Below are 22,647 nucleotides of genomic sequence, written 5' to 3' on the forward strand. Positions count from 1 at the left end.
GGCCCTGAATCCGAAGACTGGCCCTAAGGTGCTGCGCGTGCGCCAACTAGAGATATCGGACCTGATCACGGCGGTGGACCCGGTCGACGGCCGCCGGCTCCCGGTCCGTCGCGACGACGTCGTCCGGCAGCTGCGGGCGGCCGGGGACGAACGGGCCGCCCGGATCGTCGCCGGACTGCCCGTCGACCGGGACGGCACCCTCGACCCCGACGCCGTCGACCGGCTGCTCGTCAGCGTCCACACCGAACTCCAGCGGCTCAGCGAGGAACTGCGCGTCGGCGACCGGCTGGTCCACCTGCTCGGCCCGCTCTTCGCCGCCATCCGGGCCGACGGCGGGCGGCCCGGACCGTACCGGCTGGTCGACATCGGCTGCGGCCTCGGCTACCTGGTCCGTTGGCTCGCGGCGACCGGCGCGCTCGGCCCCGACGTGGAACTCGTCGGCGTCGACCTCAACGCCGCCCTCGTCGGCGAGGCCGACCGCCTCGCCCGCGCCGAAGGACTCGACTGCCGGTTCGTCCACGGCAACGCCTTCGAACTGCCCGAAGCCGCGACGGTCTACGTCTCCACCGGGGTGCTGCACCACTTCGGGGCCGAGGCCCTGGCGGAGTTCTTCCGGGCCCAGGCGGCCTCCCCCGCGCTCGCCTTCTGCCACTTCGACATCGCCGCCACCACGCTGGCACCCATCGGCGCCTGGGTCTTCCACCGCGCCCGGATGCGGCACCCGCTCGGCCGCCACGACGGGGTCGTCTCGGCGGAGCGCGCACACCCCGACGAGGTGCTGCTGCGGGCGGCGTCGGCACCCGGCATGCGGGCGCTGGTGTACGAGCCGCGCGGGCTGTCCAACCCGTTCTGCACCACACTGCGGCCGGTGGTCGGAGTCCGGCCCGAACTGGAGGCGCCCCTGCGACGCGCCCTCGGCCGCCGGGCCCGCCGACTGGTCGGGGCCGAACACCTGGACGGGGGCGCGCGGTGACCCCCGCCGTGGCCCTCCTGCTGCTGGGCCTGGTCGACGCCGCCTTCAGCGGCTTCCGCGCGTACGCCGGACGCGACGCCCGCATCCGCAAGTACCGGGGCAACCTCCGGGCCGCCGCCCGGGGGCTGGCGGTCGGAGCGGTGCTGCTGGCCGCCCCCGTGGTGGTGGCCGTCCTGGTGCTGCTGACCGCCCCCGATCAGGCCCGGGCGTACGAGACCCTGACCGCCGGCGCCCGCGGCTACCTGCTCCCCCTCGTGGTGTACGCCACCGCCGTGCTGCTCTCGCTGGCCGCCTACCTCACCCTGCCGTTCCGCGCCGGCACCCTGGCCATGGTCATCGGCCTCGGCCCGCTGACCCTGCTCCGACCCGTCGCGGTCGCCGCCGCCTGCCTCGACGCGGTGTTCAACGGCGGCGGCCCGCCCTCGCTGCTGGTCGGCGCCACCGCCGGCGCGGCAGTCCTGTGCGTCGAGCCCCTGGTCCACCACCGGTGGTACCGCGAGGTGCAGTAGGGAGCCCGTTCTACTGTCGGCACGTGAGGATGCCGCCGAGGCAGGTGATCTTGAATGAGCCCTCGTTCGCGATCGTCTCGGCGGCGATCTCGTGTGCCCTGCCGACCGTCTCCCGGAACGGGACACCGCACTGCTCGGCCCATGCTTCGTACGAGGCCAGGTGGGCGATCAGCGGTGCGGGGTCGGTGAGTTCGATGGTGCCGGGCAGCTCTCGGACGCGGATGTCGCCGAACACCGCCCCGAGGTGGCCGACTGCCTGCTCCAGGGAGAAGCGCGCGCTGAGAGAGACCCGCGCCGGCCCTTCGGGGATGCCCAGGACGTCACCGGCCGCCCTCCTCCAGAGCCGGTCGAGTTCGCGCTTGTCGGTGTCGCTGTTGGTCGAGACGAGGAGTACACCGCCGGGTCGCAGGACCCGGGCGAGGTCCTTGATCGTGGCCTGGATGTCGCCCACGTGGTACAGCATGTGCAGGGCCAGCACGGCGTCGGCGGAGTCGTCGGCGAAGGGCAGTGCCTGGGCATCGGCGACCAGCACCGGCTTCTCCATCTCGGCGAGGATGCCCGCCGAGATGTCCACACCCACGACCCGCAGGTCCGGACGTTCCCGGCGAAGGCGGTTGGCGAACATGCCGTTGCCGCAGCCGATGTCGAACACCGTGCCCCTGGTGCCGGCCAGTTCGTCGACGACGATGCCCGGCAGGTCGTGCTGCGGCTGCTGCCAGCGGTAGATCGACTGCCGTGCGGCCAGGTGCCGCCCGTCGGCGTAGGCCTGGTTGGCGAGGACTGCTTTGTCGGAGACGGCGGCGGCCTGTTGCGCGGTGTTGCTCGTCACGTGGCTGACTCCTGAAGGTCGCCGAGGGTAGGACGGAGCAGGTCGAGGACGTGGGTCCAGTTGTAAGTTTCGCGCGCCCCGCCGGACTTGGGCCGGTGCGGCATGTGGTCGCCGATCAGGACGCCCATCGAGCGGAGGCGGGCCAGGCTTTCCGGGTACGCCGGGTGGGCGGCCAGGGCGGAGTTGACGTAGGGCTGGACGGCCACGGGGATGCCGAGTCCGTAGGCCTCGCAGAGTATGCCGAGCGCGAGGGTGTCGGAGATGCCGGCCGCCCACTTGTTGATGGTGTTGAACGTGGCGGAGACGACCGCGATGGCGTCCGCCGGAGGCAGTGGCTGGGGAATGCCCGGTGTGCGCCAGGCTGAGCGGATCGGATGGCCGGTCTGGGCTTCGATGGCCTCCTGGTCCAGGAAGCCGAGAGCGCTGGGGGTCGCGATCACACCGGTCTTCCACCCCTCGCTGTGCGCAGCGGTGATCAACTCTCCCACCCCGTCGGCGATCCCCGTGGCGCAGACGACGATGTAGAGGAACGGATCGCGGTGCTCGGTCAACGTGAACTCCCGTTCGTCAGAACGATTCCCGCCACCTTGAGCAGGTATCGTCCGCACTGGTTGCCATGAACGGAGTACCAGTATGCCCAGGCAGATCTCCGAGCACATCGGCGAACGCATCGCCCAGTACCGCAAGCTCCGCCACCTGACCCAGCGTGAACTCGCGGCCCGCGCCCACGTCTCCTACAGCATGCTGACCAAGGTCGAGCAGGGTGCCAAGCCCGCGACACCGGCCGTGATCGCCGCCGTCGCGCGCGCCCTGTTCGTCCAGACCGTCGACCTCACCGGCCAGCCGTATCTGGCCGAGCTGCGACAGGACGAGCTCGACGTACTGATCCAGCCGATCCGTGAAGCGCTCGATCTGTACGACCTCGGCGCCGATCCCGATGTCCCCCCCCGCCCAGTCGGCGAACTGCACTCCGCCGCCGAACGGTTGTGCGCGCTGATTCGCGAGACCCGCATCAAGGACGCGGCCCGGCTCCTTCCGGCCCTGATGGCCGAGGCGACGACGACCGCACACGCGACGCCGTCCGAGAAGGCCTGGCAGGTGCTGGCCAGCACCTACCGCACCGCCTACGACATCACCACGAAGTTGGGCTACAGCGATCTCTGCGTCGTGGCCCTGGACCGGATGGCGTGGGCGGCCGAGCGTGCGTCCGACCCGGTCGTCGCCGGGGTCCGCCAGTACCTCCGCTCGCTCGTCTACTTGCGCTCGGGCCAGTACGACATCGGGAAGCGGCTCGTCGGAGTCGGCATGGGCACCCTGGCGCAGGCCGATCCGAGCAGGGTCCGCGACGTGGCGGTGGGGCAGCTCCACCTCGGCGCGGCCATGCTGGCGGCCCGTTCCGGGAGCGGCGACGCGGCCGCCGGGCACCTCTCGGAGGCGGCACGGATCGCCGAGGTCACCGGCGAGGCCATGCGGGTGCACTGGCTGTCGTTCGGCCCGACGAATGTGGCCGTGCACCGGGTGGCGACGCTCGCCGAGCAGTACCGGTACACGGAAGCCGTGCGGGCGGCCGAGCAGTTCGAGGTCTCCGCGCAGTGGCCGGCCTCGCGGGCGGCCGCGCACTCGGCGGAGGTGGCGCGGGCGCAGCTGTGGATCGGGCGCACGGAAGCGTCATTGAGGTCGCTGCAGCGCGCGAGGGAGCTGGCGCCCCAGCAGATGCGCTACCACCCGATGGTCCGCGAGACGGTTGCCGGGCTGGTTTCGGCACGCAGGTCGGCGCCGGACACGCTTACGAACATGGCGCACTGGGTCGGCATCTGATCATCACTCTTTGAGGTCGGACTATCACTGATGAGTGATAGTCCGACCCTTTTCGGGCGGCGATGCTCTCCGTAGTGGGACGACTACGCCAAGGAGAAGCCCGATGACCCCCCTCTCGGACGTCACGAGCGGCACCGCCGCGCTCCGACCGGATCCGGGTGTCGGCATCCGTCCGGACTCCGGACCGGCGACCGCCTGCCTGCCGTACTCGGCCGAGTCGGTGGGCGTCGCGCGCCGGCTCGTCGCGACCAAGCTGCTGGAGTGGGGGCTTCCCGGCCTGGTGGACGACGCCTCCCTGATCGTCAGCGAGTTGGTCACCAACGCCGTCAAGACGGGCTGCCAGACCCGCCTGGTCGTCGCCGTCCGTCGCCCGAGCGATCGCATCGTCCGCGTCCTCGTCGGTGACGGCTCCCGCATGATGCCGGTGATGATCCAGACCAGGCCCGGTGCCACCTCCGGCCGGGGGCTCGCCATGGTCCACAAGCTCACGCGCGGCCGTTGGGGTGTCACTCCTCGCCCGTTCGGAAAGGTCGTCCACGCCGACCTTTCGGTAGCCGCGGCCCGTCGATGAACCCGTTCCACGGCGCTGAACAGGCCCGGCCGTCCGGGTGGGACGGCCGGGCCTGGAGGAGCGCGCCGGTCACGGGTGCTGGAAGAGCACCTCCGGGTTCTCTGCCGACGGGCCGTCGAGCAGGGGGCGGTCGGTGCCCTTCAGGGTCCGGTCGAAGAAGGCGCCGACGTACTCCCGGGTGAGCTGCATCCCGCGTTCCGGCGAGGTGGTCGTGCCCGGGGGGAGCGGCAGGCCGATCTCTTCGGCCAGCACGGGGACGTCCGTGAAGCTCGCGTGGTTGGTGCCCGTGACGGCCAGCCAGGGCTTGTAGCCCTCCTGGCCGGCCCAGGTCTGCCCCCAGGAGGTGTCGCCGCCGCCCACCGTGTGGTTGCTCTGCTTGCCGAGCAGGAGGAAGGAGCGGCCCTTGAGGGTGTCGGTCGGGATGGGCGGGTTGAAGGTTCCGTCCATGTTCACCCCGGCCAGGATCCGCTGGTCCTCGGCCATCGCGGTGAGCGCCGACGCGCCGCCGACGGAGTGCCCGGCCATGCCGACGCGGTCGCGGTCGATCAGGTGGGAGAGGCGCCAGGCCGGGTGGTGCCCGGTCAGCCGGTCCAGGACGAAGGACACGTCCTTCGCGCGGCTGTCGGGGAGGGAGTCCGGTGCGCCGGTGTCGCAGAGCGCGCAGCCGGGGGTGCTGCCGTCGGCGAGGGTCTCGCCGGAGTCCTCGTAGGTGTGGCCGACCAGGGCCACGACGTAGCCGTGGGCGGCGAGGTCGGTGGCCAGGCCGGTGAGGGTGGCGCGGGGGTTCTCGAAGCCCGGGGAGAGCACCACCAGCGGGTACGTGCCGCCTGCGGCCTTGGCGCCGGTGTAGGCGTGGGTCGTGGTGTCCGCGAGGTCCTGCGGCTGGACTCCGGTCCCTGGCGGGACCCGGGTCGCCACGAAGTTCTGTGCCTCGCCGAGGGTCATGTAGGGGGCGGGCCCGCCGGTGCCGGGCCGGGCGGGGTAGAACATCGACACCGTGAGCTGCCGGGGCCCGGCCGTGGGCACCCAGGGGTCGGTGCGGCTCTGGTCGGTGAGGTGCAGCACGTCCTCGCCGGCCGCGTACGGTCCGGTCGGGCGGGGCAGCTCACCGTGGAACGCGGCGGCGGGCAGGGCAGCGGCGGACGAGGGCGACGGCGAGGCCGTCGCGGCCCCGGCGACCGGGATCGGCAGGGCGAGGAGGAGGGCCGCGACGGCCGCGATACGGCGGGTTCGGTTCATGGCCCTGACCCTAGGTTCGCGCTCCGGGCCCCCGGATCAGCCCGATGGATGCTCTCTCCGGCCGCCGTCATCCATGCGATGCAGCGGCGTCATCCATCGGGATGACCGCCCTGGCGGCGCCCACCGGCGGCCGCTCCCGGGCGAGTTGCGCGGGCATGACCTTCTCACGTGCCCCCAGACCGTCGGGAGCACTGTCAGGGCTGCTCGATCAGTGCTCTGGTCACCGGAACCACCGTCAGGATGGCTTCGAGGCCCTTGTAGTCGTCCGCCTGGTGCTTGGCCGTGGCCTCTTGGTCGGCCCGGAAGGCGTCCAGCGAAATGTCCGGAGCGCTGCGTGACATGGCGGCGAATTCCGCCCGGGACACGAACTTCCGACGGCGACGCAGCGGGACCAGTTCCCCGATCCGGTGCCCGTCCCTGGTCACGGTGAAGGACTGGCCGGCCTGGACGGCGTCCATGATCTCCTCGGGCCTGCTGCGTAGGTCCCGCTGGTTGATCTCGGGTTGCACTGACATGTGTCCAGCCTAGGGACGGAACGCCGCCGGGTGCCACCGTGTGGCGCGGCGTTCGAAGGGATCCGGTCAGTTCCCGAGGGCGTCGACGGCCGGGCGTGCGGTGGTGGCGATGGTGGCGGAGCCGACGACGCGGGTGCCGTCGTAGAGGACGACGGCCTGGCCGGGGGCGATGCCGCGGACCGGGGTGTCGAGCTGTACCCGGAGTTCGCCGTCGACGACGGACGCGGACACCGGCACCTCGTCGCCGTGGGCGCGCAGCTGGGCGGTGTAGCGGCCGTCGGCGAGGGGTTCGGTGCCGCACCAGCGGGGGCGGATGGCGGTGAGCCCGGTGACGTCGAGGCCTTCGACGGGGCCGACGGTGACGGTGTTGTTCACCGGGGAGATGTCCAGCACGTAGCGGGGCTTGCCGTCGGCGGCCGGGCGGCCGATCCGCAGGCCCTTGCGCTGGCCGATGGTGAAGCCGTACGCGCCGTCGTGCTCACCGAGCTTGGTGCCGTCGGCGTCGAGGATGTCGCCGGTGGCGGTGCCGAGATGCCGGGCGAGGAAGCCCTGGGTGTCGCCGTCGGCGATGAAGCAGATGTCGTGGCTGTCGGGCTTCTTCGCCACGGCCAGGCCGCGCCGTTCGGCTTCCTCCCGGATGACGTCCTTGGTGGTGTCGCCGAGCGGGAAGAGGGAGTGTGCGAGCTGGTCCGCGTCCAGCACTCCGAGGACGTAGGACTGGTCCTTGGCGGCGTCGACGGCGCGGTGGAGTTCGCGTTCCCCGGTGGGCAGGTCGACGATGCGGGCGTAGTGGCCGGTGCAGACGGCGTCGAAGCCGAGGGCGACGGCCTTGTCCAGCAGCGCGGCGAACTTGATCTTCTCGTTGCAGCGCAGGCAGGGGTTGGGGGTGCGTCCGGCCGCGTACTCGGCGACGAAGTCGTCGATGACGTCCTCGCGGAAGCGCTCGGCGAGGTCCCAGACGTAGAAGGGGATGCCGATCACGTCGGCGGCCCGCCAGGCGTCCCGGGAGTCCTCGATGGTGCAGCAGCCGCGGGCGCCGGTCCGGAAGGACTGCGGGTTGGCGGACAGCGCCAGGTGGACGCCGGTCACTTCGTGCCCGGCTTCGACGGCCCGGGCGGCGGCGACTGCGGAGTCGACCCCGCCGGACATCGCCGCGAGCACGCGCAGTCGGCCGGTGGACGGTGTGGTCGGGGCACCCGGGAACTCAGTCATGGTGAGTACAAGCGTACGGGGCCGCCGGACATGCCCGGCCCCGTACGGGAGGAACCGCGGGGGCTACCGCCGTACCGATGCCAGACCGGCGTTGCGGGCCCGCTGGACCACCGGGCCGATGGCCTCGACGAGTGCCGTGACGTCCTCCGGCACCGAGGTGTGCCCGAGCGAGAACCGCAGCGAGGCGCGGGCCTGCAGCGGGTCGACGCCCATCGCGAGCAGCACGTGGCTGGGCTGGGGCACCCCGGCCGAGCAGGCGGAGCCGGTGGAGGCCTCGATGCCCTGGGCGTCGAGGAGCATCAGCAGGGCGTCGCCCTCGCAGCCGGGGAAGGAGAAGTGCGCGTTGGCGGCCAGCCGGCCGCCGGCCGCCGGGTCGCCGTTGAGGACCGTGTCGGGGACGGCGGCCAGGACGCCGGCCACGAGTTCGTCGCGCAGCGCGCCGAGCGTCACCGCGTGCTCCTCGCGGTGCCGGACGGCCCAGGCCGTGGCGGCCGCGAAGCCGGCGGCGCCGGGGGCGTCCAGGGTGCCGGAGCGGACGTCGCGCTCCTGTCCGCCGCCGTGCAGCAGCGGGACGGGCGCGGCGCCGCGGGAGAGCAGCAGGGCGCCGATGCCGAACGGGCCGCCGATCTTGTGCCCGGTGACGGTGAGCGCGGTGAGTCCGGATTCGGCGAAGGAGACCGGGACCTGACCGAGCGCCTGCACCGCGTCGGCGTGCATCGGGATGCCGTACTCGGCTGCCACGGCGGCGAGTTCGCGGACCGGCTGGACGGTGCCGACCTCGTTGTTGGCCCACATCACGGTGACCAGCGCGACCGAGGCCGGGTCCTGCTCGATCGCCTCGCGCAGCACCTCGGGGTGCACCCGGCCGTACGCGTCGACGGGCAGGTAGTCGACGGTGGCGCCCTCGTGCTCGGAGAGCCAGTGCACGGCGTCGAGCACCGCGTGGTGCTCGACGGGGCTGCACAGCACCCGGGTGCGGGCCGGGTCGGCGGCCCGGCGGGCCCAGTAGAGGCCCTTGACGGCGAGGTTGTCGGACTCGGTGCCGCCGCCGGTGAGCACGATCTCGCTGGGGCGGGCGCCCAGCGATTCGGCGAGCGACTCGCGGGCCTCCTCGACGACCCGGCGGGCCCGGCGGCCGGCCGCGTGCAGGGAGGAGGCGTTGCCGACCACCCCCAGGTGCGCCGTCATCGCGGCGATCGCCTCGGGCAGCATCGGCGTGGTCGCCGCATGGTCCAGGTATGGCATAACCATCCGATTGTAGAGGGCGCCCGGGTGGGGTGATCCAGGCCTACGCATCCGTACGCATCGTTCCGGCCACCTCGGGCACGGGAGCGGGTGCGGACCGTGCGGGGCGCGGGCACTGGTCTGTACCAATGCCGGACGGCGGCGTCCGGTCCCGGTTTGTACCACCGTGCCCACCAGCGGTTAGCCTGGCGGACACTTCTCAGCCGGCACCACGGGAGGCGCCATGTCGCAGTCGGTCGACCGCGCGCTGACCCTGCTCGACGCGCTCGGCGACGCCCCGCTCTCGCTGGAACAGGCCGCGAGCAGCCTCGGGGTGCACAAGTCCACCGCGCTGCGGCTGCTGCGCACCCTGGAGGAGCACGGCTTCGCCCGGCGCCAGCCCGATCTGCGCTACCGCCTCGGCGGCCGGGTGCTCTCGCTGGCGCACCGGGCGCTGGAGGACTTCGACGTCCGGCAGGTCGCCGCGCCGTTCCTGGCCGCGCTCAACGCGCGCTGCGGCTACACCGTCCGGCTCGCCGTGCTGCACGACGGCGAGGTGCTCTACCTGGACGAGGTGGCCGCGCCGTCGACGGCCGAGCCGTCCCGGATCGGGCGCCGGGCGCCGGTGGTCGGTACGGCGGTCGGCCGGGTGCTGCTGGCCGGGCTGCCCGCGGACGACGCCGACGGAACGGCCAAGGACGCCCGGGACACCCGGGACACCCGCGACACCCGGGACGCCGAGGACGCCGAACTGGCGGCGGTGCGCCGCCGGGGCTGGGCCGCGGAGTCCGCCGAGCACCGGGAGCCGGTGACCTGCGTGGCCGCGCCGGTCGCGGGCAGCGGCGGGCGGACGGTCGCGGCCTGTGCGCTGAGCGCCCCGGCGGGCGAGGTGCCCCCGGCCGAGCTGGCCCGGATGGTGCCGGAACTGCTCTGCACGGCGGAGGCGATCTCGCTCGCGTACGGCGGCTCGCCTACTCCTCGCTGGTGCGAGAACCGTTGCGGTGCCAGGCCCGCGGGGCGCGCCAGCCGTACCGCAGGGCGAGCATCCGCAGGCCGAAGGCGGTGAGCGCGGCGGCGGTGCCGGTGAGGCCGGTGAGCCGGTCCGCGCCGATCAGCAGCGCGACCAGGGCGGCGCCGACCAGGGCCGGGACGGCGTAGATCTCCCGGTCCCAGCGCAGCAGCGAGGGGATCTCCCCGGCCAGGATGTCGCGGATCACGCCGCCGCCGGCCGCGGTCACCATGCCGAGCGCGATCGCGGCGACCGCGCCGAGCCCGTAGTCGTGCGCCTTGGCGGTGCCGGTGACGCAGAACAGCCCGAGTCCGAGGGCGTCCAGGGTCTGCACGGCCCGGTTGATCCGCTCGACCTCGGGGTGCAGGAAGAACACCACCCCGGCGGCGGCGAGCGGGGTCACGAAGTAGCCGAGGTTGGTGAAGGCGGCGACCGGGGTCGCGCCGATCACCAGGTCGCGCATCACCCCGCCGCCCAGTGCGGTGACCTCCGCCAGCACGCAGATGCCGAAGATGTCCATGTTCTTGCGGACGGCGAGCAGGCCCCCGGAGAGGGCGAAGACGAAGATGCCGACGAGGTCCAGCGACTGCTGCACGTCGGTGGGAAAGATCTGCGAGGTCACCGTCCCCTTTGTACCCGATGAGCCGGGATGCCCGGTGCCGCCGGCTCCACCGACGGCGGTGTCCGTCGGTGGAGCCCGTCGGTGGAGCCGGTGCCGGTCCGTTCAGCCCTTCGCGGACCCCTCGTCCGCAGCTCCACCCTCCGGGAAGTGGCACGCCACCTGGTGCCCGGTCTTGAGCGCGACCAGCGGCGGCTCCTGGGCGGCGCAGACGTCCTGCGCCTTCCAGCAGCGGGTCCGGAAGCGGCAGCCGCTGGGCGGGTCGATCGGCGAGGGCACGTCGCCGGTGAGCAGGATCCGCTCGCGTCCGGAGCGCTGGCGCCGGCGCGGGTCGGGGACGGGCACGGCGGACATCAGCGCGTTGGTGTACGGGTGCATCGGGCTGCGGTAGAGCGAGTCCCGGTCGGCGATCTCGACGACCTTGCCGAGGTACATCACCGCGACCCGGTCCGAGACGTGCCGGACCACGGAGAGGTCGTGGGCGATGATCAGGTAGGTCAGGCCGAGTTCCCGCTGGAGGTCGTCCAGCAGGTTGACCACCTGCGCCTGGATCGAGACGTCGAGGGCGGAGACCGGCTCGTCCGCGACGATCATCTTGGGCCGCAGTGCGAGCGCCCGGGCGATGCCGATGCGCTGGCGCTGGCCGCCGGAGAACTCGTGCGGGTAGCGGTTGTAGTGCTCGGGGCTGAGGCCGCAGAGCTCCAGCAGTTCCTGGACGGCCTTCTTGGTCCCGCCTTCCGGCACCGCGTTCTGGAGCCGGAACGGCGCGCTGACGATGGTGCCGACGGTGTGCCGGGGGTTCAGCGAGGAGTACGGGTCCTGGAAGATCATCTGGATGTCGCGGCGTAGCGGCCGCATCGCCCCGACGCCCAGGTGGGTGATGTCGGTGCCTTCGAACTCGATCGTCCCGGCGGTGGGTTCGTCGAGCCGGGTGACCAGTCGACCCATGGTCGACTTGCCGCAGCCGGACTCGCCGACGACGCCGAGCGTCTCCCCCGCGTTGACGGTGAAGTCGATGCCGTCGACGGCCCGCACCGCGCCGGTCTGACGCCGCAGCAGTCCGCTGCGGATCGGGAAGTGCCGGGTCAGGCCGGTCACCTTGAGCAGCGGCTCGCGGCCGGAGGCGGGCGCGGGCGCGGCCCCGTCGGCTTCCTCGGGGCGGGGCGTTGCCGCCTGGGTGTCCGTCATCGGTTCTCTCCAGAGGGGTGGTACGGGGCCGGGCTCACAGCCGGGGCGCGATCTCTTCGGCGAAGATGCGGTGCCGCTCGTCGGCCGGCAGGTGGCAGGCCGCGAAGTGCCCGGGCGCGGCCTCGGCCAGCACCGGGATCTCTCCCGTGGAGCGCCCGCCGGTCAGGGCGGCGTACGGGCAGCGCGGGTGGAAGGCGCAGCCGCTGGGCACGTTGATCAGGCTGGGCGGGGTGCCCTTGACCGGGACGAGCCGGTCCTGGAGTTCCCGGTCCAGGCGCGGCATCGAGCCCAGCAGCCCCCAGGTGTACGGGTGTTCGGGGGAGTCGAAGAGGGTCTCGGCCGGGCCGCGCTCGACGCACTTCCCGCCGTACATGACGAGGATGTCGTCGGCCAGTTCGGCGACCACTCCCAGGTCGTGGGTGATGATGATGACGGCGGAGCCGAACTCGTCCTGGAGGTCGCGGATGAGGTCCAGGATCTGCGCCTGGACGGTGACGTCCAGGGCGGTGGTGGGCTCGTCGGCGATCAGCAGGGAGGGGTCGTTGACCAGGGCCATGGCGATCATCGCGCGCTGGCGCATGCCGCCGGAGAACTGGTGCGGGTAGTCGTCGACCCGGCGGTCGGGCTGCGGGATGCCGACCCGGTCGAGCATCTCGACGGCGCGGGTCCGGGCCTGCTTCTTGGTGGCCTGCGGGTGGTGCACCCGGTAGGCCTCGACGATCTGCGCGCCCACCGTGTAGTAGGGGTGCATCGCGGTCAGCGGGTCCTGGAAGATCATCGCCAGTTCGCGGCCGCGCAGTTGGCGCACCCGCTCGGGGCCGGCCGCGATCAGGTCCTCGCCGCCCAGGCGGATCTCGCCGCTGATCCGGGCCCGCTTGGAGCGGTGCAGGCCCATGATGCCCAGCGAGGTGACGGACTTCCCGGAGCCGGACTCGCCGACGATGCCCAGGGTGCGGCCCTTGTGCAGGTCGAAGCTGACCCCGTCGACCGAGCGGACGAGGCCGTCGTCGGTGTCGAAGTGGATCCGCAGGTCGCGCACGGAGAGGTAGGGGTCGCCGTCCGGGGCCTGGGCGGCGGCTGCCGTGGTCTTCTGGAGCTCGGTCACGAGAGCCTCACGCGGGGGTCGACGAGGGCGTACAGGAGGTCGACCACGAGGTTGCAGGCGACGATGAAGAAGGCGGCGAGCAGCGTGACGCCGAGGATCTTCGGCAGGTCGTTGTCGGCGATCGCCTGGACGGCGAACTGGCCGACGCCCTGGAGCGAGAAGACCTGTTCGGTGATCAGCGCACCGCCGAGCAGCAGGCCGAGGTCCATGCCGAAGATGGTGATGATCGGGGTGAGCGCGGCGCGCAGCCCGTGCCGGGTGACGACCTTGCGCTCGACCAGGCCCTTGGCCCGGGCGGTGCGGATGTAGTCCTCGCTCATGGTCTCCAGCATTCCGGCGCGGGTGAGCCGGGCGTAGAGCGCGGAGTAGAGGAAGGCGAGCGAGATCCAGGGGAGGATCAGGTTGCGGGCCCACATCAGCGGGTCGTCGGTGAAGTCGACGTACTGCAGGTTGTCCAGGATCGGCCACTGGTAGCTGAAGAGCGTGAGCAGCAGCGCGCCGGTGAAGAAGACCGGGAGCGAGACGCCGGCGAGGGCGACGCCCATGGCGGCCCGGTCGAAGATCGAGCGCGGCTTGAGGGCCGAGACGACGCCGGTGGCGACGCCGGAGACCAGCCAGAGTACGGCCGCGCCGACGGCCAGCGAGAGCGTGATCGGGATCCGCTTGGTGAGCTCGGGCCAGACCTCCAGGTGGTTCTTGAAGGAGTAGCCGAAGCACGGGACGTGGCAGGTGGCCGGTTCCGGGCCGAAGTTGTACTCGGCGCCGCTGACCAGGCCCTTCAGGAAGTCCCAGTACTGCGAGTACAGCGGCTGGTCCAGCCTGAGGTTCTTCTTGACCGCCTCAATGGCCTCGGGGGACGGGTTCTTCCCGATGTACTGCGCGGCCAGTTGGTCGGCCGTCTGGCCGGCGAGGCGCGGGAGCAGGAAGAAGATCGCGAAGGTGACCGCGCTGACGACCAGCAGCAGAACGACCGCCGCGAGGATCCTGCGGATGATGTAGGCAAACACAGTTGGGCGGCTCCGGCGGCCCGCCGCCGTCCGGGATCTTCCGGACGGCGGCGGGCGCCGCTGCCTTCACCTGCCTTCAGGGATGCGGAGCCAGGCTCTTTACTTGGAGGAGCCGATGTTCAGGTAGTCGTACTCACCCGAGAAGGCCGAGGTGGACACCACGTTGGTGGCGCTGTCCGGGCGGTACAGGAAGACCTTGTTGTAGGTCAGCGGGACGTAGACCGCCTGCTCCATGATCTTCTTGTCGATCTGGCCGTAGATCTTCTCGCGGGCCGACTGGTCCGTGCTGGTGATGGCGTCGTCCAGCAGCTTGTTGACCTCGGGGTCGTTCAGCTGGGCGAGGTTGCTGTTGCCGGTGTCCTTGATGGCGCGGCCGTCGGAGATCTGCTGCAGGAAGCCGTAGCCGGTCGGCCAGTCGGCGCCCCACTGCATCATCATCAGGCCGATGTTGTGGTCCTTGCCGAACTGCGGCACACCGGCGGAGCCGGAGAAGTACTTGCCCTGCGGGTACTTCTGGATCTCGACGTTGATGTTGATCTTCTTCAGCGCGGCCTGGATCGCGGTGGCCGCCTGGACCTCGGTGTCGCGCTCGGTGCGGGCGGAGATCACGGTGCTGAAGCCGTCCGGCTTGTTGCAGGCCTTCAGGGCGTCCTTGGCCTTGGCCTCGTCACCCTTGTTGTCCTTGGTCTCCCAGACGTTGAAGTCCTGGTGGCCGGCGATGTCCGGCGGGAGCACGGTGTTGGCGATCTGGCCGCGGATCGGGCCGCCCATCGTGGTCTGCGTGGAGACCTTGTCGAGGGCGAACTGGACGGCCTTGCGGCACTCGATGTTGTCGAACGGAGCCAGCTGGGAGTTGATCGCGACGTAGGTCAGCCGGCCGCCGTAGGCGCTGTCGGTGTTGGCCTTGAGCTTCGGGTTCTGCAGGATCTGGGCCTGGGTCTGCGGGTCGACACCGCCGCCGACGAGGTCGACCTGGGCGTTGCCCGCGATCAGGTCCTTGTCGATGGTGGACTGCTCCATGCCCATCTTGAGCACGATCTTGTCCGCGAGCTGCTTGCGCAGCGGGTCGGTGCTCTTGTCCCAGTTGGTGTTCGGGACCAGGGTGAGGCCCTTGCCGTCCTCGTAGGTCTCGAACTTGTAGGAGCCCGAGGAGACGATGTGCTTCACGTAGCCGGAGCCGTCGTCCTTGGCCTGCGGGACGGGGGCCGTCTGCGGGGCGCTGACCAGGTAGTCGAAGTCCGCGAAGGGGTGCTTCAGGTGGAAGACGACGGTCGTGTCGTCCGGCGTCTCGATCGACTTCAGGCCCCCCTCCTTGTCCTTGTACGGACCGGCGTACGGGGTGTCGTTGTCGACCAGCAGGTCGTGGAAGTACGTCGGGCCGTTGGAGTTCACGTCCGGCGCGAAGTTCGAGCGCTCGACGGCGTACTTGACGTCCTTCGAGGTGATCGCGGTGCCGTCGTCGTACTTCAGGCCCGCCCGCAGCTTGTACGTCCAGGTCAGGCCGTCCGCGCTGGGCTTGCCCAGGGACTCGGCGAGGTCCGGGGCCAGCTTGTTGCCCTCCGCGCCGGGGGCCGGCGTGAAGGTGGTCAGCGGGCGCGCGTACAGGCGCGAGAAGTTGTAGATGTAGGCGTAGTACGTGTTGCCCGGGTCGAAGGAGTCCGGGGCGCCCTTCATCTCGTAGGTGACCGTCCCGCCCTTCTTGTCGGAGGCGTTGACGATGCCCTTGGTGGCCGCGTCGGCTCCACCGGAGCCGCTCGCGGACGAGGAGGAGGACGAGGCGCCCTTGGTGTCGGAACAGCCGGTGACGACCAGGACGGCGGCGGCGGCCGCCGCGGTCAGGGCGACGGTACGGGACCTGCGCATGGGTGACATCAACCCCTTGAGGAGATGGAGGAGGGAGGGTTCTGACGGAGGGTCAGTTGCTCTTGGGATCGAGGGCGTCGCGCAGCCCGTCGCCGAGCAGGTTGAAGGCGAGCACGGTGATGAAGATCGCCACGCCGGGGACCACCATGTACTGGGGGTCCACCTGGTAGTACTTGATCGCGTCCTGGAGCATGCCGCCCCAGGAGGCCTGCGGGGGCTGGATGCCGACGCCCAGGAAGCTCAGTCCGGCCTCGAAGAGGATGTTGGTCGGGATCAGCAGGGTCGAGTAGACCAGGATCGGACCGACCAGGTTCGGCAGCAGCTCCCGGAACAGGATGAACGGGCCGCGGGCGCCCAGGCTGCGGGCGGCGTGGACGAACTCCCGCTCGCGCAGCGACAGCGTCTGTCCGCGCACGATCCGGCCCATGTAGGGCCAGTTGAAGAAGCCGATCACGAAGATCAGCACCAGCATGTGCAGCGGGAGGCCGTGCAGGCCGAACGCGCCGCCCTGCAGCGAGGTGGAGATCGCGATCGCGAACAGCAGCAGCGGGAAGGCGAGGAAGACGTCCATGACGCGGCTGATCAGCGTGTCCACCCAGCCGCCGTAGTAGCCGGCCATGACGCCGAGCACGGTGCCGATCGTGTTGGACAGCAGGGTCGCGGCGAAGGCGACCAGCAGCGAGACCCAGGAGCCCTCGATCACTCGCGAGAGCAGGTCGCGGCCCGTTCCCGGGTCGACGCCGAGCGGGTGGTCCAGGCTCATCCCGCCCCAGTCGCCGAACGGGATCCCGCCCAGGTCGGCGTCGAGCAGGTCCTGGTGCAGGGCGTCCGGGTCGAGCCCGAACAGCCCCTCGATCGGCTTGGCCAGCACGGCGAGCAGGATCAGCAGGATCACCACGACGCCGCCGATGACGGCGGCCTTGTCCCGCTTGAGGCGGGTCCAGGCGATCTGTCCGAGGGAGCGTCCCTCGATCGTCTTGGCCGGGCTCTCGGCGGCGGGAGCCTCCGGTTCGTTCCCGGCGGTGGTCACGGATGCGGTCATGGTCAGTTGGTCCCCTCGCCGACGGTGGCCGGCCCACGGGTGCCGGTCGCCGGCTTCGGCGGTGCGGCTGCGGACGTGCGAAAGGTGCTTAGGAGGAGCGGGTGTTCGCGGCAGTACGACGTGCACTGGGCACTGCCGTCACGCGGGATGGGCTTCGCGTGGACGAGCGGGTCGGCGTGCGCGCTCACCTTTGTGGGGTTCCAGTACGCGCGGTGCGTTGCGCAGAACTCTCTGCCATGCGAACTGGCTTACGCCAGCCCTGACAACCGACAGATGCCCAACTGTGATCTGCAAGCATGCACGTCTCCGGTCTTCGGCATATACCTCTTCACACGGCTGTAACAGGCATGTCAAGATGACCGGGCACCCTATCCGGAAATTCGTCCGGAAAGCATCGAAGCCGACCTGACCAGGGGTCAAGTCGGCTTCATGGAAGCGGTTTGGGCCGAACACGCGTTTCGGAATCAGCGCCCGGGGTAGCCGGGCCACGGCCGCTGGGGCTGCTGCTGCTGCCAGCCCTGCGCGGGCGGCTGCGTGCCGTAGGCCCACCCCGGGGTCGGCTGCCCGGGCATCGACTGCGCCGGGTACGCGGGCGGCGGCACCGGCGGGTACGGGCCGGTCGGCGGCCGGCCGGACTCCCGGTCGAAGAACGGCCGCGAGTTGGCGCGCATCCACAGCGCCACCGGGTCGTACTCGTCCGACATCGCCACCGTGGACACCGCGAGCCCCTCCGGGGCCACCCCGATCGCCCGCTGCATCAGCGCGCGCACCGCCTCCACCGCCGGCGGCGAACTCTCGTACAGGTCCAGGCCGATCGCCAGGTACGGCTCCCCCACCGCCGGCTGCACCCAGGCCCGGCGCAGCGCCCGGACGGCCCGCACCTCACCGGCCTGGCGCTCCAGCAGCGCGAAGAACTGCTGGGCGTCGACCTGCGGCTCGCTCAGCTTCAACGGCCCGGCCGGCAGCCGGTCCAGCCCCGCGGCGATCCGCCGCAGGTCAGCCCAGGGCACGCCGACGCCGCCGCCGGGCGCGTGCGGGTTCAGCCACAGGCCCCAGCGGGTGCGGTACAGCGAGGCGGCGATCTCCCGGCCGGAGATGACCTCGTGCGCCCGCCCCCAGCCGGAGGCGGCCAGTTGCTCGGGCGAGGTGACGGCCGGCGCGTAGCCGTGGCCGCTGATCTCCATGTTCCCGTACTGCGCGTCCGCACTGCCCGGTGTGCCGTGCCAGAGCAGCATCCAGACCCGGCCGTCCGCCAGCGCGTGCAGCAGCCGCTCGTACGCGTCGTAGCGCTCCGGCGCGACCTCGCGCAGGGCGTGCTCCAACGCGCCCGGATCCGCTCCCGGGTGCCCGGCCGGTGCCTGGCCCCAGGGCCCCGGCACACCGCCCGCTCCCGTTCCCGCACTCATGCGCCCACCTCGCCGCGCCTCTTTCCTCGAACCCGCCGGCCCGTCGGCCGTCTGCACGCACCCTATGGCGCGGCACCGGCCACCGCCACGGCGACGTGCCTACGAACAGACCCCGCTCACACCCGTGAGTAGAAGGGCATGACCCGGGTGAGCAGCCACTCGACCACCGGGTCGTCGGCGAGGTCGAGCAGTACGAGGTGGACGCCTCCGGGCAGCGGCGCGGTTCCCAGTGCTCGGCCGAGCGCGTCGTTCACCGCCGCCGGGTCCGCCGGAGCCGCCGGGTCCAGTTGGACGCCCACGAACATCACGGTCGGCTCGCCCTCGATGCTGGCCAGTGCCCTGCGGGCGGTCAGCACCCCGGGAAGGGCCGACAGTTCGGCCCGGCAGGCGGCCAGGAAGTGCTCCGGGTCCTCGCCCGGCACCGGCTCGCGCAGCGCCACCCGGCCGCCGGTCGGCGCCGCCGGGTCCTCCGGGGCCTCCCACCGGTCGTCCCTCGGGCCGCGGAGCAGTTCGGCCACGCCCTGCGGCGGCACCGGGATGCCCACCGCCGCCTCGGGGTTCACCGCGATCCCCACGCCCAGCGGCAGCCCGCGGGCGAACTCGCGGACCGGCGCGATCGCGAACGCCATCCCCGGCGCCTGCTGGAGGAACACGTCCTGCGAGGAGAACACCGGCACGTACGGGTCGCCGGCCAGCTCGATGACCGGCAGGTCCAGCGACTGCCCCTGCGGGTCGCCCCCGGCCGGCAGCGGCACCCACACCTGACTGCGGGCCAGCACCTCGATCACCCGCGGCGTCGCCCCCGGGTCGCCCAGGGCCGCGGTCAGTACCTGCTCCAGCTCGTTGGCGGGCCACGACCCGCCCGCCGGCGCCTGCTCCGGACCGCCCCACCCCTGCTGCTGCTCCACCGGGTACCCCATGCGCCGCCGATTCCGCCCTCTGCCGGTCGGCCGCCCTCTGCTGCGCCGACGCGGAGCAGTCTAGGGCCGTGGACGGTCGGGCCGGGGGCCCGCGTCCGGTACCGGACGGTGTGACCGGGTCCCCTCTCCCCTCCTCGCGCGGGACGTGCCATGATGTGCGCGTCCGACGGCATGCGCCGCGGGCCCCACAACTCCATACCGGCCGCTCGAACCCGCGCGGGAGAGCCCGGAGTACCGCAGGTCGGTACAGCCGGCGCCGAAGGAGCAAGTCCTCCCCGGAATCTCTCAGGCACCCCTACCGCACGGGTTAGGCACATCTGGAAAGCGGCGCGCGGCCCGGTCGCGCGCCCACCCACGGTGCAAGCCGCCATGCTGTCCCCGATGCTGGAAACAGCTGTGGGCCGGCGGGCGGTGAAGCTCTCAGGTTCGACGACAGATGGGGAGACCCACGCCGCCGCATGCCCGCGCGCAGGGGTCGGTCCCCGAGCGGGTCCGGTCCGGTGCGCGCACCCCTGAGTGCCCCGACCGAGGAGTTCCTGGCCATGTCGTCCCTCCGCCTGACCGCGCTCGACGCGCTGCACCGCGCCCTCGGCGCGACCATGACCGACTTCGCCGGCTGGGACATGCCGCTGCGGTACGGCAGCGAGCGCGAGGAGCACCTCGCCGTCCGTACCAAGGCCGGCCTGTTCGACCTCTCCCACATGGGCGAGATCACCGTCACCGGCCCGCAGGCCGGCGAGATGCTGGACCACGCGCTGGTCGGCTTCGTCTCCGCGCTCGGTGTGCTGCGCGCCCGCTACACCATGATCTGCGCCGAGGACGGCGGCATCCTGGACGACCTGATCGTCTACCGCCTGCGCGAGGACGCCTTCCTGGTCGTCGCCAACGCCTCCAACGCCCAGCTGGTCCTCGACGAGCTGATCGCCCGCGCCAAGGGCTTCGACGCCGTCGTCACCGACGACCGCGACACCTACGCGCTGATCGCCGTCCAGGGCCCCGAGTCCACCGCGATCCTGGCCGACACCACCGACGCCGACCTGCCCGGCCTGAAGTACTACGCGATCCTCCCGGCCCGGGTGGCCGACCGCGAGGTGCTGCTCGCCCGCACCGGCTACACCGGCGAGGACGGCTTCGAGATCTTCTGCGCCCCGGCCGACGCCGAGCCGGTCTGGCAGGCGCTGACCGCCGCCGGCGAGGGCCGCGGCCTGATCCCGTGCGGTCTGTCCTGCCGTGACACGCTGCGCCTGGAGGCGGGCATGCCGCTGTACGGGCACGAGCTGTCCACCGACCTCACCCCGTTCGACGCGGGCCTGGGCCGGGTCGTCCACTTCGACAAGACCACCAACGAGGGCGCCTTCGTCGGCCGCAAGGCGCTGGAGCAGGCCTCGGCCGCTGCCGAGGCCAACCCGCCGCGGGTGCTGGTCGGCCTGGTCTCGGAGGGCAAGCGCGTCCCGCGCGCCGAGTACACCGTGGTCTCCGCCGACGGCGCCCCGATCGGCCGGATCACCTCGGGCGCGCCCTCCCCGACGCTGGGCCGGCCGATCGCGATGGCCTACGTCGACGCGGCCCACGCCGCCCCCGGCACCACCGTCGCGGTGGACGTGCGCGGCAAGCACGAGCCGGTCCGGGTCGTGGCGCTGCCGTTCTACAAGCGCGCCCGCTGAGCCTGCCCGGGGCCCCGGTTTTCCCATCCACGCACGTCGCGGCCGTCCGCGCCGCGGCCCGCTTCGTCGTACCCGCTTCCCATCCTGGAGAATGACGCCATGAGCAACCCCCAGCACCTTCAGTACACCGAGGAGCACGAGTGGCTGACCGCCGCCGTGGACGGTGTCTCCACGATCGGCATCACCCAGCACGCCGCGGACGCGCTCGGTGACATCGTCTACGTGCAGCTGCCCGAGGTCGGCGAGACCGTGACCGCCGGCGAGACCTGCGGCGAGCTGGAGTCCACCAAGTCGGTCAGCGACCTGTACTCGCCGGTGACCGGTGAGATCACCGAGGTCAACCAGGACGTCCTGGACGACAACGGCCTGGTCAACAGCGCCCCCTTCGAGGGCGGCTGGCTGTTCAAGGTGAAGGTCGAGTCCGCCGGCAAGCTGCTCAGCGCCGACGAGTACAACGCCTTCATCAAGGCCTGACCCGTTCGTGACCGGGCGGGCCGCGGCACCGCGGCCCGCCCCCGCTCGGCCCGGCCCCTCCCCTCCTCTTTCCCTCCTCCTCCCGGGAAGACCCCACCATGACGGTTCTGAACCAGTCCCTGCACGCCCTCGACCCGGAGATCGCCGCTGCGGTCGACGCCGAGCTGCACCGCCAGCAGACCACCCTGGAGATGATCGCCTCCGAGAACTTCGCCCCGGTGGCGGTCATGGAGGCCCAGGGCTCGGTACTCACCAACAAGTACGCCGAGGGCTACCCCGGCCGCCGCTACTACGGCGGCTGCGAGCACGTCGACGTGGTCGAGCAGATCGCGATCGACCGGATCAAGGCCCTGTTCGGCGCCGAGCACGCCAACGTCCAGCCGCACTCCGGCGCGCAGGCCAACGCCGCCGCGATGTTCGCGCTGATCCAGCCGGGCGACACCATCCTGGGCCTGAGCCTGGCCCACGGCGGCCACCTGACCCACGGCATGAAGATCAACTTCTCCGGCAAGCTCTACAACGTGGCCGCGTACCACGTGGACGAGAAGACCGGCCAGGTCGACATGGCCGAGGTCGAGCGCCTCGCCAAGGAGCACCAGCCGAAGCTGATCATCGCCGGCTGGTCCGCCTACCCGCGCCAGCTGGACTTCGCCGCGTTCCGCCGGATCGCCGACGAGGTCGGCGCGCTGCTCATGGTGGACATGGCGCACTTCGCCGGCCTGGTGGCCGCCGGGCTGCACCCGAACCCGGTGCCCTACGCGGACGTGGTCACCACCACGACCCACAAGACCCTGGGCGGCCCGCGCGGCGGCGTCATCCTGTCCAAGGCCGAGTACGCCAAGAAGATCAACTCCGCGGTCTTCCCCGGCCAGCAGGGCGGCCCGCTGGAGCACGTGATCGCCGGCAAGGCGGTCGCCTTCAAGGTCGCCGCCACGGAGGAGTTCAAGGAGCGCCAGCAGCGCACCCTCGACGGCGCGCGGATCCTCGCCGAGCGCCTGCTGCGGGCCGACGTCGCCGAGGCCGGCGCGTCCGTGCTCTCCGGTGGCACCGACGTCCACCTGGTCCTGGTCGACCTGCGCAACAGCCGGCTCGATGGCCAGCAGGCCGAGGACCGGCTGCACGAGGTCGGCATCACCGTCAACCGCAACGCGGTCCCGAACGACCCGCGCCCGCCGATGGTCACCTCCGGCCTGCGCATCGGCACCCCGGCCCTGGCCACCCGCGGCTTCCGGGCCGAGGACTTCCGCGAGGTCGCCGACATCATCGCCGAGGCGCTCAAGCCCGCCTTCGACGAGACCGTCGCCGCCGCGCTGAAGGCCCGCGTCACCGCCCTCGCCGACAAGTACCCGCTGTACCCGAACCTGGCCGGCCAGGAGTAGTCCCGTCCGGCCGGGCCCGCGGGCCCCGCCGGCAGGTGTCCCGCCACACCCCCCCCGCGCCCCGCGGGCCCCCGGGCCCCG

22 protein-coding genes and 1 riboswitch are annotated in these 22,647 nt (G+C 71.9%); of the genes, 8 read left to right on the forward strand and 14 right to left on the reverse strand.

What is annotated here, in order from left to right; genetic code table 11:
• Nucleotides 1-37 precede the first annotated feature (37 nt).
• Entirely contained in the window at nucleotides 38-973 is a 936-nt protein-coding gene (locus ACFQ6N_RS27825) for a class I SAM-dependent methyltransferase (RefSeq protein ID WP_380654541.1), read from the forward strand.
• Nucleotides 970-1,482: a hypothetical protein gene (locus ACFQ6N_RS27830; RefSeq protein ID WP_380654543.1), complete on the forward strand. Its 513-nt coding sequence runs from the start codon at nucleotides 970-972 to the stop codon at nucleotides 1,480-1,482. Before ACFQ6N_RS27825 ends, ACFQ6N_RS27830 begins: the two co-directional genes overlap by 4 nt.
• 10 nt (nucleotides 1,483-1,492) lie before the next feature.
• On the opposite strand, the gene ACFQ6N_RS27835 is transcribed toward ACFQ6N_RS27830, so the two are convergent.
• On the reverse strand, nucleotides 1,493-2,311 hold the full coding sequence (locus tag ACFQ6N_RS27835) for a class I SAM-dependent methyltransferase (RefSeq protein ID WP_380654545.1): 819 nt from the start codon (nucleotides 2,309-2,311) through the stop codon (nucleotides 1,493-1,495).
• Entirely contained in the window at nucleotides 2,308-2,862 is a 555-nt protein-coding gene (locus ACFQ6N_RS27840) for a flavoprotein (RefSeq protein ID WP_380654547.1), read from the reverse strand. The genes ACFQ6N_RS27835 and ACFQ6N_RS27840 overlap by 4 nt, the downstream gene beginning before the upstream one ends.
• 82 nt (nucleotides 2,863-2,944) lie before the next feature.
• Here ACFQ6N_RS27840 and ACFQ6N_RS27845 point away from each other — a divergent pair, with 82 nt between their 5' ends.
• Entirely contained in the window at nucleotides 2,945-4,129 is a 1,185-nt protein-coding gene (locus ACFQ6N_RS27845) for a helix-turn-helix domain-containing protein (protein ID WP_380654550.1), read from the forward strand.
• A gap of 103 nt (nucleotides 4,130-4,232) precedes the next feature.
• Complete coding sequence (locus tag ACFQ6N_RS27850; RefSeq protein WP_380654553.1) at nucleotides 4,233-4,700, forward strand: ATP-binding protein; 468 nt, start codon at nucleotides 4,233-4,235, stop codon at nucleotides 4,698-4,700.
• A 69-nt stretch (nucleotides 4,701-4,769) separates the two neighbouring features.
• Here ACFQ6N_RS27850 and ACFQ6N_RS27855 read toward each other — a convergent pair whose 3' ends face one another.
• The 4 genes from ACFQ6N_RS27855 to ACFQ6N_RS27870 all read right to left on the reverse strand — a co-directional run bounded on the left by ACFQ6N_RS27855 (nucleotide 4,770) and on the right by ACFQ6N_RS27870 (nucleotide 8,911).
• Nucleotides 4,770-5,939: an alpha/beta hydrolase family protein gene (locus ACFQ6N_RS27855; RefSeq protein ID WP_380654555.1), complete on the reverse strand. Its 1,170-nt coding sequence runs from the start codon at nucleotides 5,937-5,939 to the stop codon at nucleotides 4,770-4,772.
• Between the two features lie 194 nt (nucleotides 5,940-6,133).
• On the reverse strand, nucleotides 6,134-6,454 hold the full coding sequence (locus tag ACFQ6N_RS27860; RefSeq protein WP_380654557.1) for a type II toxin-antitoxin system Phd/YefM family antitoxin: 321 nt from the start codon (nucleotides 6,452-6,454) through the stop codon (nucleotides 6,134-6,136).
• 66 nt (nucleotides 6,455-6,520) lie between these two features.
• Nucleotides 6,521-7,666, reverse strand: coding sequence for a tRNA 2-thiouridine(34) synthase MnmA (gene mnmA / locus ACFQ6N_RS27865; RefSeq protein ID WP_380654560.1), 1,146 nt, complete (start codon nucleotides 7,664-7,666; stop codon nucleotides 6,521-6,523).
• A gap of 63 nt (nucleotides 7,667-7,729) precedes the next feature.
• Nucleotides 7,730-8,911 carry a cysteine desulfurase family protein gene (locus tag ACFQ6N_RS27870; RefSeq protein WP_380654563.1) on the reverse strand — a complete coding sequence of 394 codons (1,182 nt, stop codon included), beginning with the start codon at nucleotides 8,909-8,911 and terminating at the stop codon, nucleotides 7,730-7,732.
• 223 nt (nucleotides 8,912-9,134) lie between these two features.
• On the opposite strand from ACFQ6N_RS27870, the gene ACFQ6N_RS27875 reads away from it, so the two are divergent.
• Nucleotides 9,135-9,956, forward strand: coding sequence for an IclR family transcriptional regulator (locus ACFQ6N_RS27875; RefSeq protein ID WP_380654566.1), 822 nt, complete (start codon nucleotides 9,135-9,137; stop codon nucleotides 9,954-9,956).
• Here the strand turns inward: ACFQ6N_RS27875 and ACFQ6N_RS27880 are convergent.
• The 8 genes from ACFQ6N_RS27880 to ACFQ6N_RS27915 form a co-directional block, all read right to left on the reverse strand.
• Nucleotides 9,862-10,521 carry a trimeric intracellular cation channel family protein gene (locus tag ACFQ6N_RS27880; RefSeq protein WP_380654569.1) on the reverse strand — a complete coding sequence of 220 codons (660 nt, stop codon included), beginning with the start codon at nucleotides 10,519-10,521 and terminating at the stop codon, nucleotides 9,862-9,864. The genes ACFQ6N_RS27875 and ACFQ6N_RS27880 overlap by 95 nt on opposite strands.
• A 102-nt stretch (nucleotides 10,522-10,623) precedes the next feature.
• Nucleotides 10,624-11,706, reverse strand: coding sequence for an ABC transporter ATP-binding protein (locus tag ACFQ6N_RS27885; protein ID WP_380654572.1), 1,083 nt, complete (start codon nucleotides 11,704-11,706; stop codon nucleotides 10,624-10,626).
• A gap of 34 nt (nucleotides 11,707-11,740) precedes the next feature.
• A complete protein-coding gene (locus ACFQ6N_RS27890; protein ID WP_380654575.1) occupies nucleotides 11,741-12,811 on the reverse strand; it encodes an ABC transporter ATP-binding protein in 1,071 nt (356 codons plus the stop codon).
• On the reverse strand, nucleotides 12,808-13,818 hold the full coding sequence (locus ACFQ6N_RS27895; protein ID WP_380654579.1) for an ABC transporter permease: 1,011 nt from the start codon (nucleotides 13,816-13,818) through the stop codon (nucleotides 12,808-12,810). The genes ACFQ6N_RS27890 and ACFQ6N_RS27895 overlap by 4 nt, the downstream gene beginning before the upstream one ends.
• Nucleotides 13,819-13,917: 99 nt before the next feature.
• The gene (locus ACFQ6N_RS27900) at nucleotides 13,918-15,681 is read right to left on the reverse strand and encodes an ABC transporter substrate-binding protein (RefSeq protein ID WP_380654582.1); all 1,764 of its coding nucleotides are present in this window, start codon (nucleotides 15,679-15,681) and stop codon (nucleotides 13,918-13,920) included.
• 52 nt (nucleotides 15,682-15,733) lie between these two features.
• Nucleotides 15,734-16,723, reverse strand: coding sequence for an ABC transporter permease (locus tag ACFQ6N_RS27905; RefSeq protein ID WP_380654585.1), 990 nt, complete (start codon nucleotides 16,721-16,723; stop codon nucleotides 15,734-15,736).
• Between the two features lie 464 nt (nucleotides 16,724-17,187).
• Nucleotides 17,188-18,129, reverse strand: coding sequence for an enhanced serine sensitivity protein SseB C-terminal domain-containing protein (locus tag ACFQ6N_RS27910; protein WP_380654588.1), 942 nt, complete (start codon nucleotides 18,127-18,129; stop codon nucleotides 17,188-17,190).
• Between the two features lie 116 nt (nucleotides 18,130-18,245).
• Nucleotides 18,246-19,049: an enhanced serine sensitivity protein SseB C-terminal domain-containing protein gene (locus ACFQ6N_RS27915; protein ID WP_380654591.1), complete on the reverse strand. Its 804-nt coding sequence runs from the start codon at nucleotides 19,047-19,049 to the stop codon at nucleotides 18,246-18,248.
• 207 nt (nucleotides 19,050-19,256) lie between these two features.
• Nucleotides 19,257-19,360, forward strand: a riboswitch (glycine riboswitch).
• Between the two features lie 231 nt (nucleotides 19,361-19,591).
• Between ACFQ6N_RS27915 and gcvT the strand changes: the two genes are divergently transcribed.
• The 3 genes from gcvT (at nucleotide 19,592) to glyA (ending at nucleotide 22,566) form a co-directional block, all read left to right on the forward strand.
• Nucleotides 19,592-20,713, forward strand: a complete 1,122-nt coding sequence (gene gcvT, locus ACFQ6N_RS27920; protein WP_380654594.1) for a glycine cleavage system aminomethyltransferase GcvT — start codon at nucleotides 19,592-19,594, stop codon at nucleotides 20,711-20,713.
• A 99-nt stretch (nucleotides 20,714-20,812) separates the two neighbouring features.
• Nucleotides 20,813-21,187 (forward strand): glycine cleavage system protein GcvH, encoded by a 375-nt coding sequence (gene gcvH / locus ACFQ6N_RS27925; protein WP_380654597.1) that lies wholly within the window; start codon nucleotides 20,813-20,815, stop codon nucleotides 21,185-21,187.
• Nucleotides 21,188-21,285: 98 nt separating this feature from the next.
• Entirely contained in the window at nucleotides 21,286-22,566 is a 1,281-nt protein-coding gene (gene glyA / locus ACFQ6N_RS27930; protein ID WP_380654600.1) for a serine hydroxymethyltransferase, read from the forward strand.
• Nucleotides 22,567-22,647 lie beyond the last annotated feature (81 nt).

The organism is Kitasatospora sp. NPDC056446 (genome assembly GCF_042796115.1).
Lineage (GTDB): Bacteria > Actinomycetota > Actinomycetes > Streptomycetales > Streptomycetaceae > Kitasatospora.

Excerpts from the sequence above, each read along its gene's own strand:
- ACFQ6N_RS27845 (WP_380654550.1), top strand. The coding sequence starts at position 2,945 with ATGCCCAGGCAGATCTCCGAGCACATCGGCGAACGCATCGCCCAGTAC.
- ACFQ6N_RS27850 (WP_380654553.1), top strand. The coding sequence starts at position 4,233 with ATGACCCCCCTCTCGGACGTCACGAGCGGCACCGCCGCGCTCCGACCG.
- ACFQ6N_RS27855 (WP_380654555.1), bottom strand. The coding sequence starts at position 5,939 with ATGAACCGAACCCGCCGTATCGCGGCCGTCGCGGCCCTCCTCCTCGCC.
- ACFQ6N_RS27860 (WP_380654557.1), bottom strand. The coding sequence starts at position 6,454 with ATGTCAGTGCAACCCGAGATCAACCAGCGGGACCTACGCAGCAGGCCC.
- mnmA (WP_380654560.1), bottom strand. The coding sequence starts at position 7,666 with ATGACTGAGTTCCCGGGTGCCCCGACCACACCGTCCACCGGCCGACTG.
- ACFQ6N_RS27870 (WP_380654563.1), bottom strand. The coding sequence starts at position 8,911 with ATGCCATACCTGGACCATGCGGCGACCACGCCGATGCTGCCCGAGGCG.
- ACFQ6N_RS27875 (WP_380654566.1), top strand. The coding sequence starts at position 9,135 with ATGTCGCAGTCGGTCGACCGCGCGCTGACCCTGCTCGACGCGCTCGGC.
- ACFQ6N_RS27885 (WP_380654572.1), bottom strand. The coding sequence starts at position 11,706 with ATGACGGACACCCAGGCGGCAACGCCCCGCCCCGAGGAAGCCGACGGG.
- ACFQ6N_RS27900 (WP_380654582.1), bottom strand. The coding sequence starts at position 15,681 with ATGCGCAGGTCCCGTACCGTCGCCCTGACCGCGGCGGCCGCCGCCGCC.
- ACFQ6N_RS27905 (WP_380654585.1), bottom strand. The coding sequence starts at position 16,723 with ATGACCGCATCCGTGACCACCGCCGGGAACGAACCGGAGGCTCCCGCC.
- ACFQ6N_RS27910 (WP_380654588.1), bottom strand. The coding sequence starts at position 18,129 with ATGAGTGCGGGAACGGGAGCGGGCGGTGTGCCGGGGCCCTGGGGCCAG.
- ACFQ6N_RS27915 (WP_380654591.1), bottom strand. The coding sequence starts at position 19,049 with ATGGGGTACCCGGTGGAGCAGCAGCAGGGGTGGGGCGGTCCGGAGCAG.
- gcvT (WP_380654594.1), top strand. The coding sequence starts at position 19,592 with ATGTCGTCCCTCCGCCTGACCGCGCTCGACGCGCTGCACCGCGCCCTC.
- gcvH (WP_380654597.1), top strand. The coding sequence starts at position 20,813 with ATGAGCAACCCCCAGCACCTTCAGTACACCGAGGAGCACGAGTGGCTG.
- glyA (WP_380654600.1), top strand. The coding sequence starts at position 21,286 with ATGACGGTTCTGAACCAGTCCCTGCACGCCCTCGACCCGGAGATCGCC.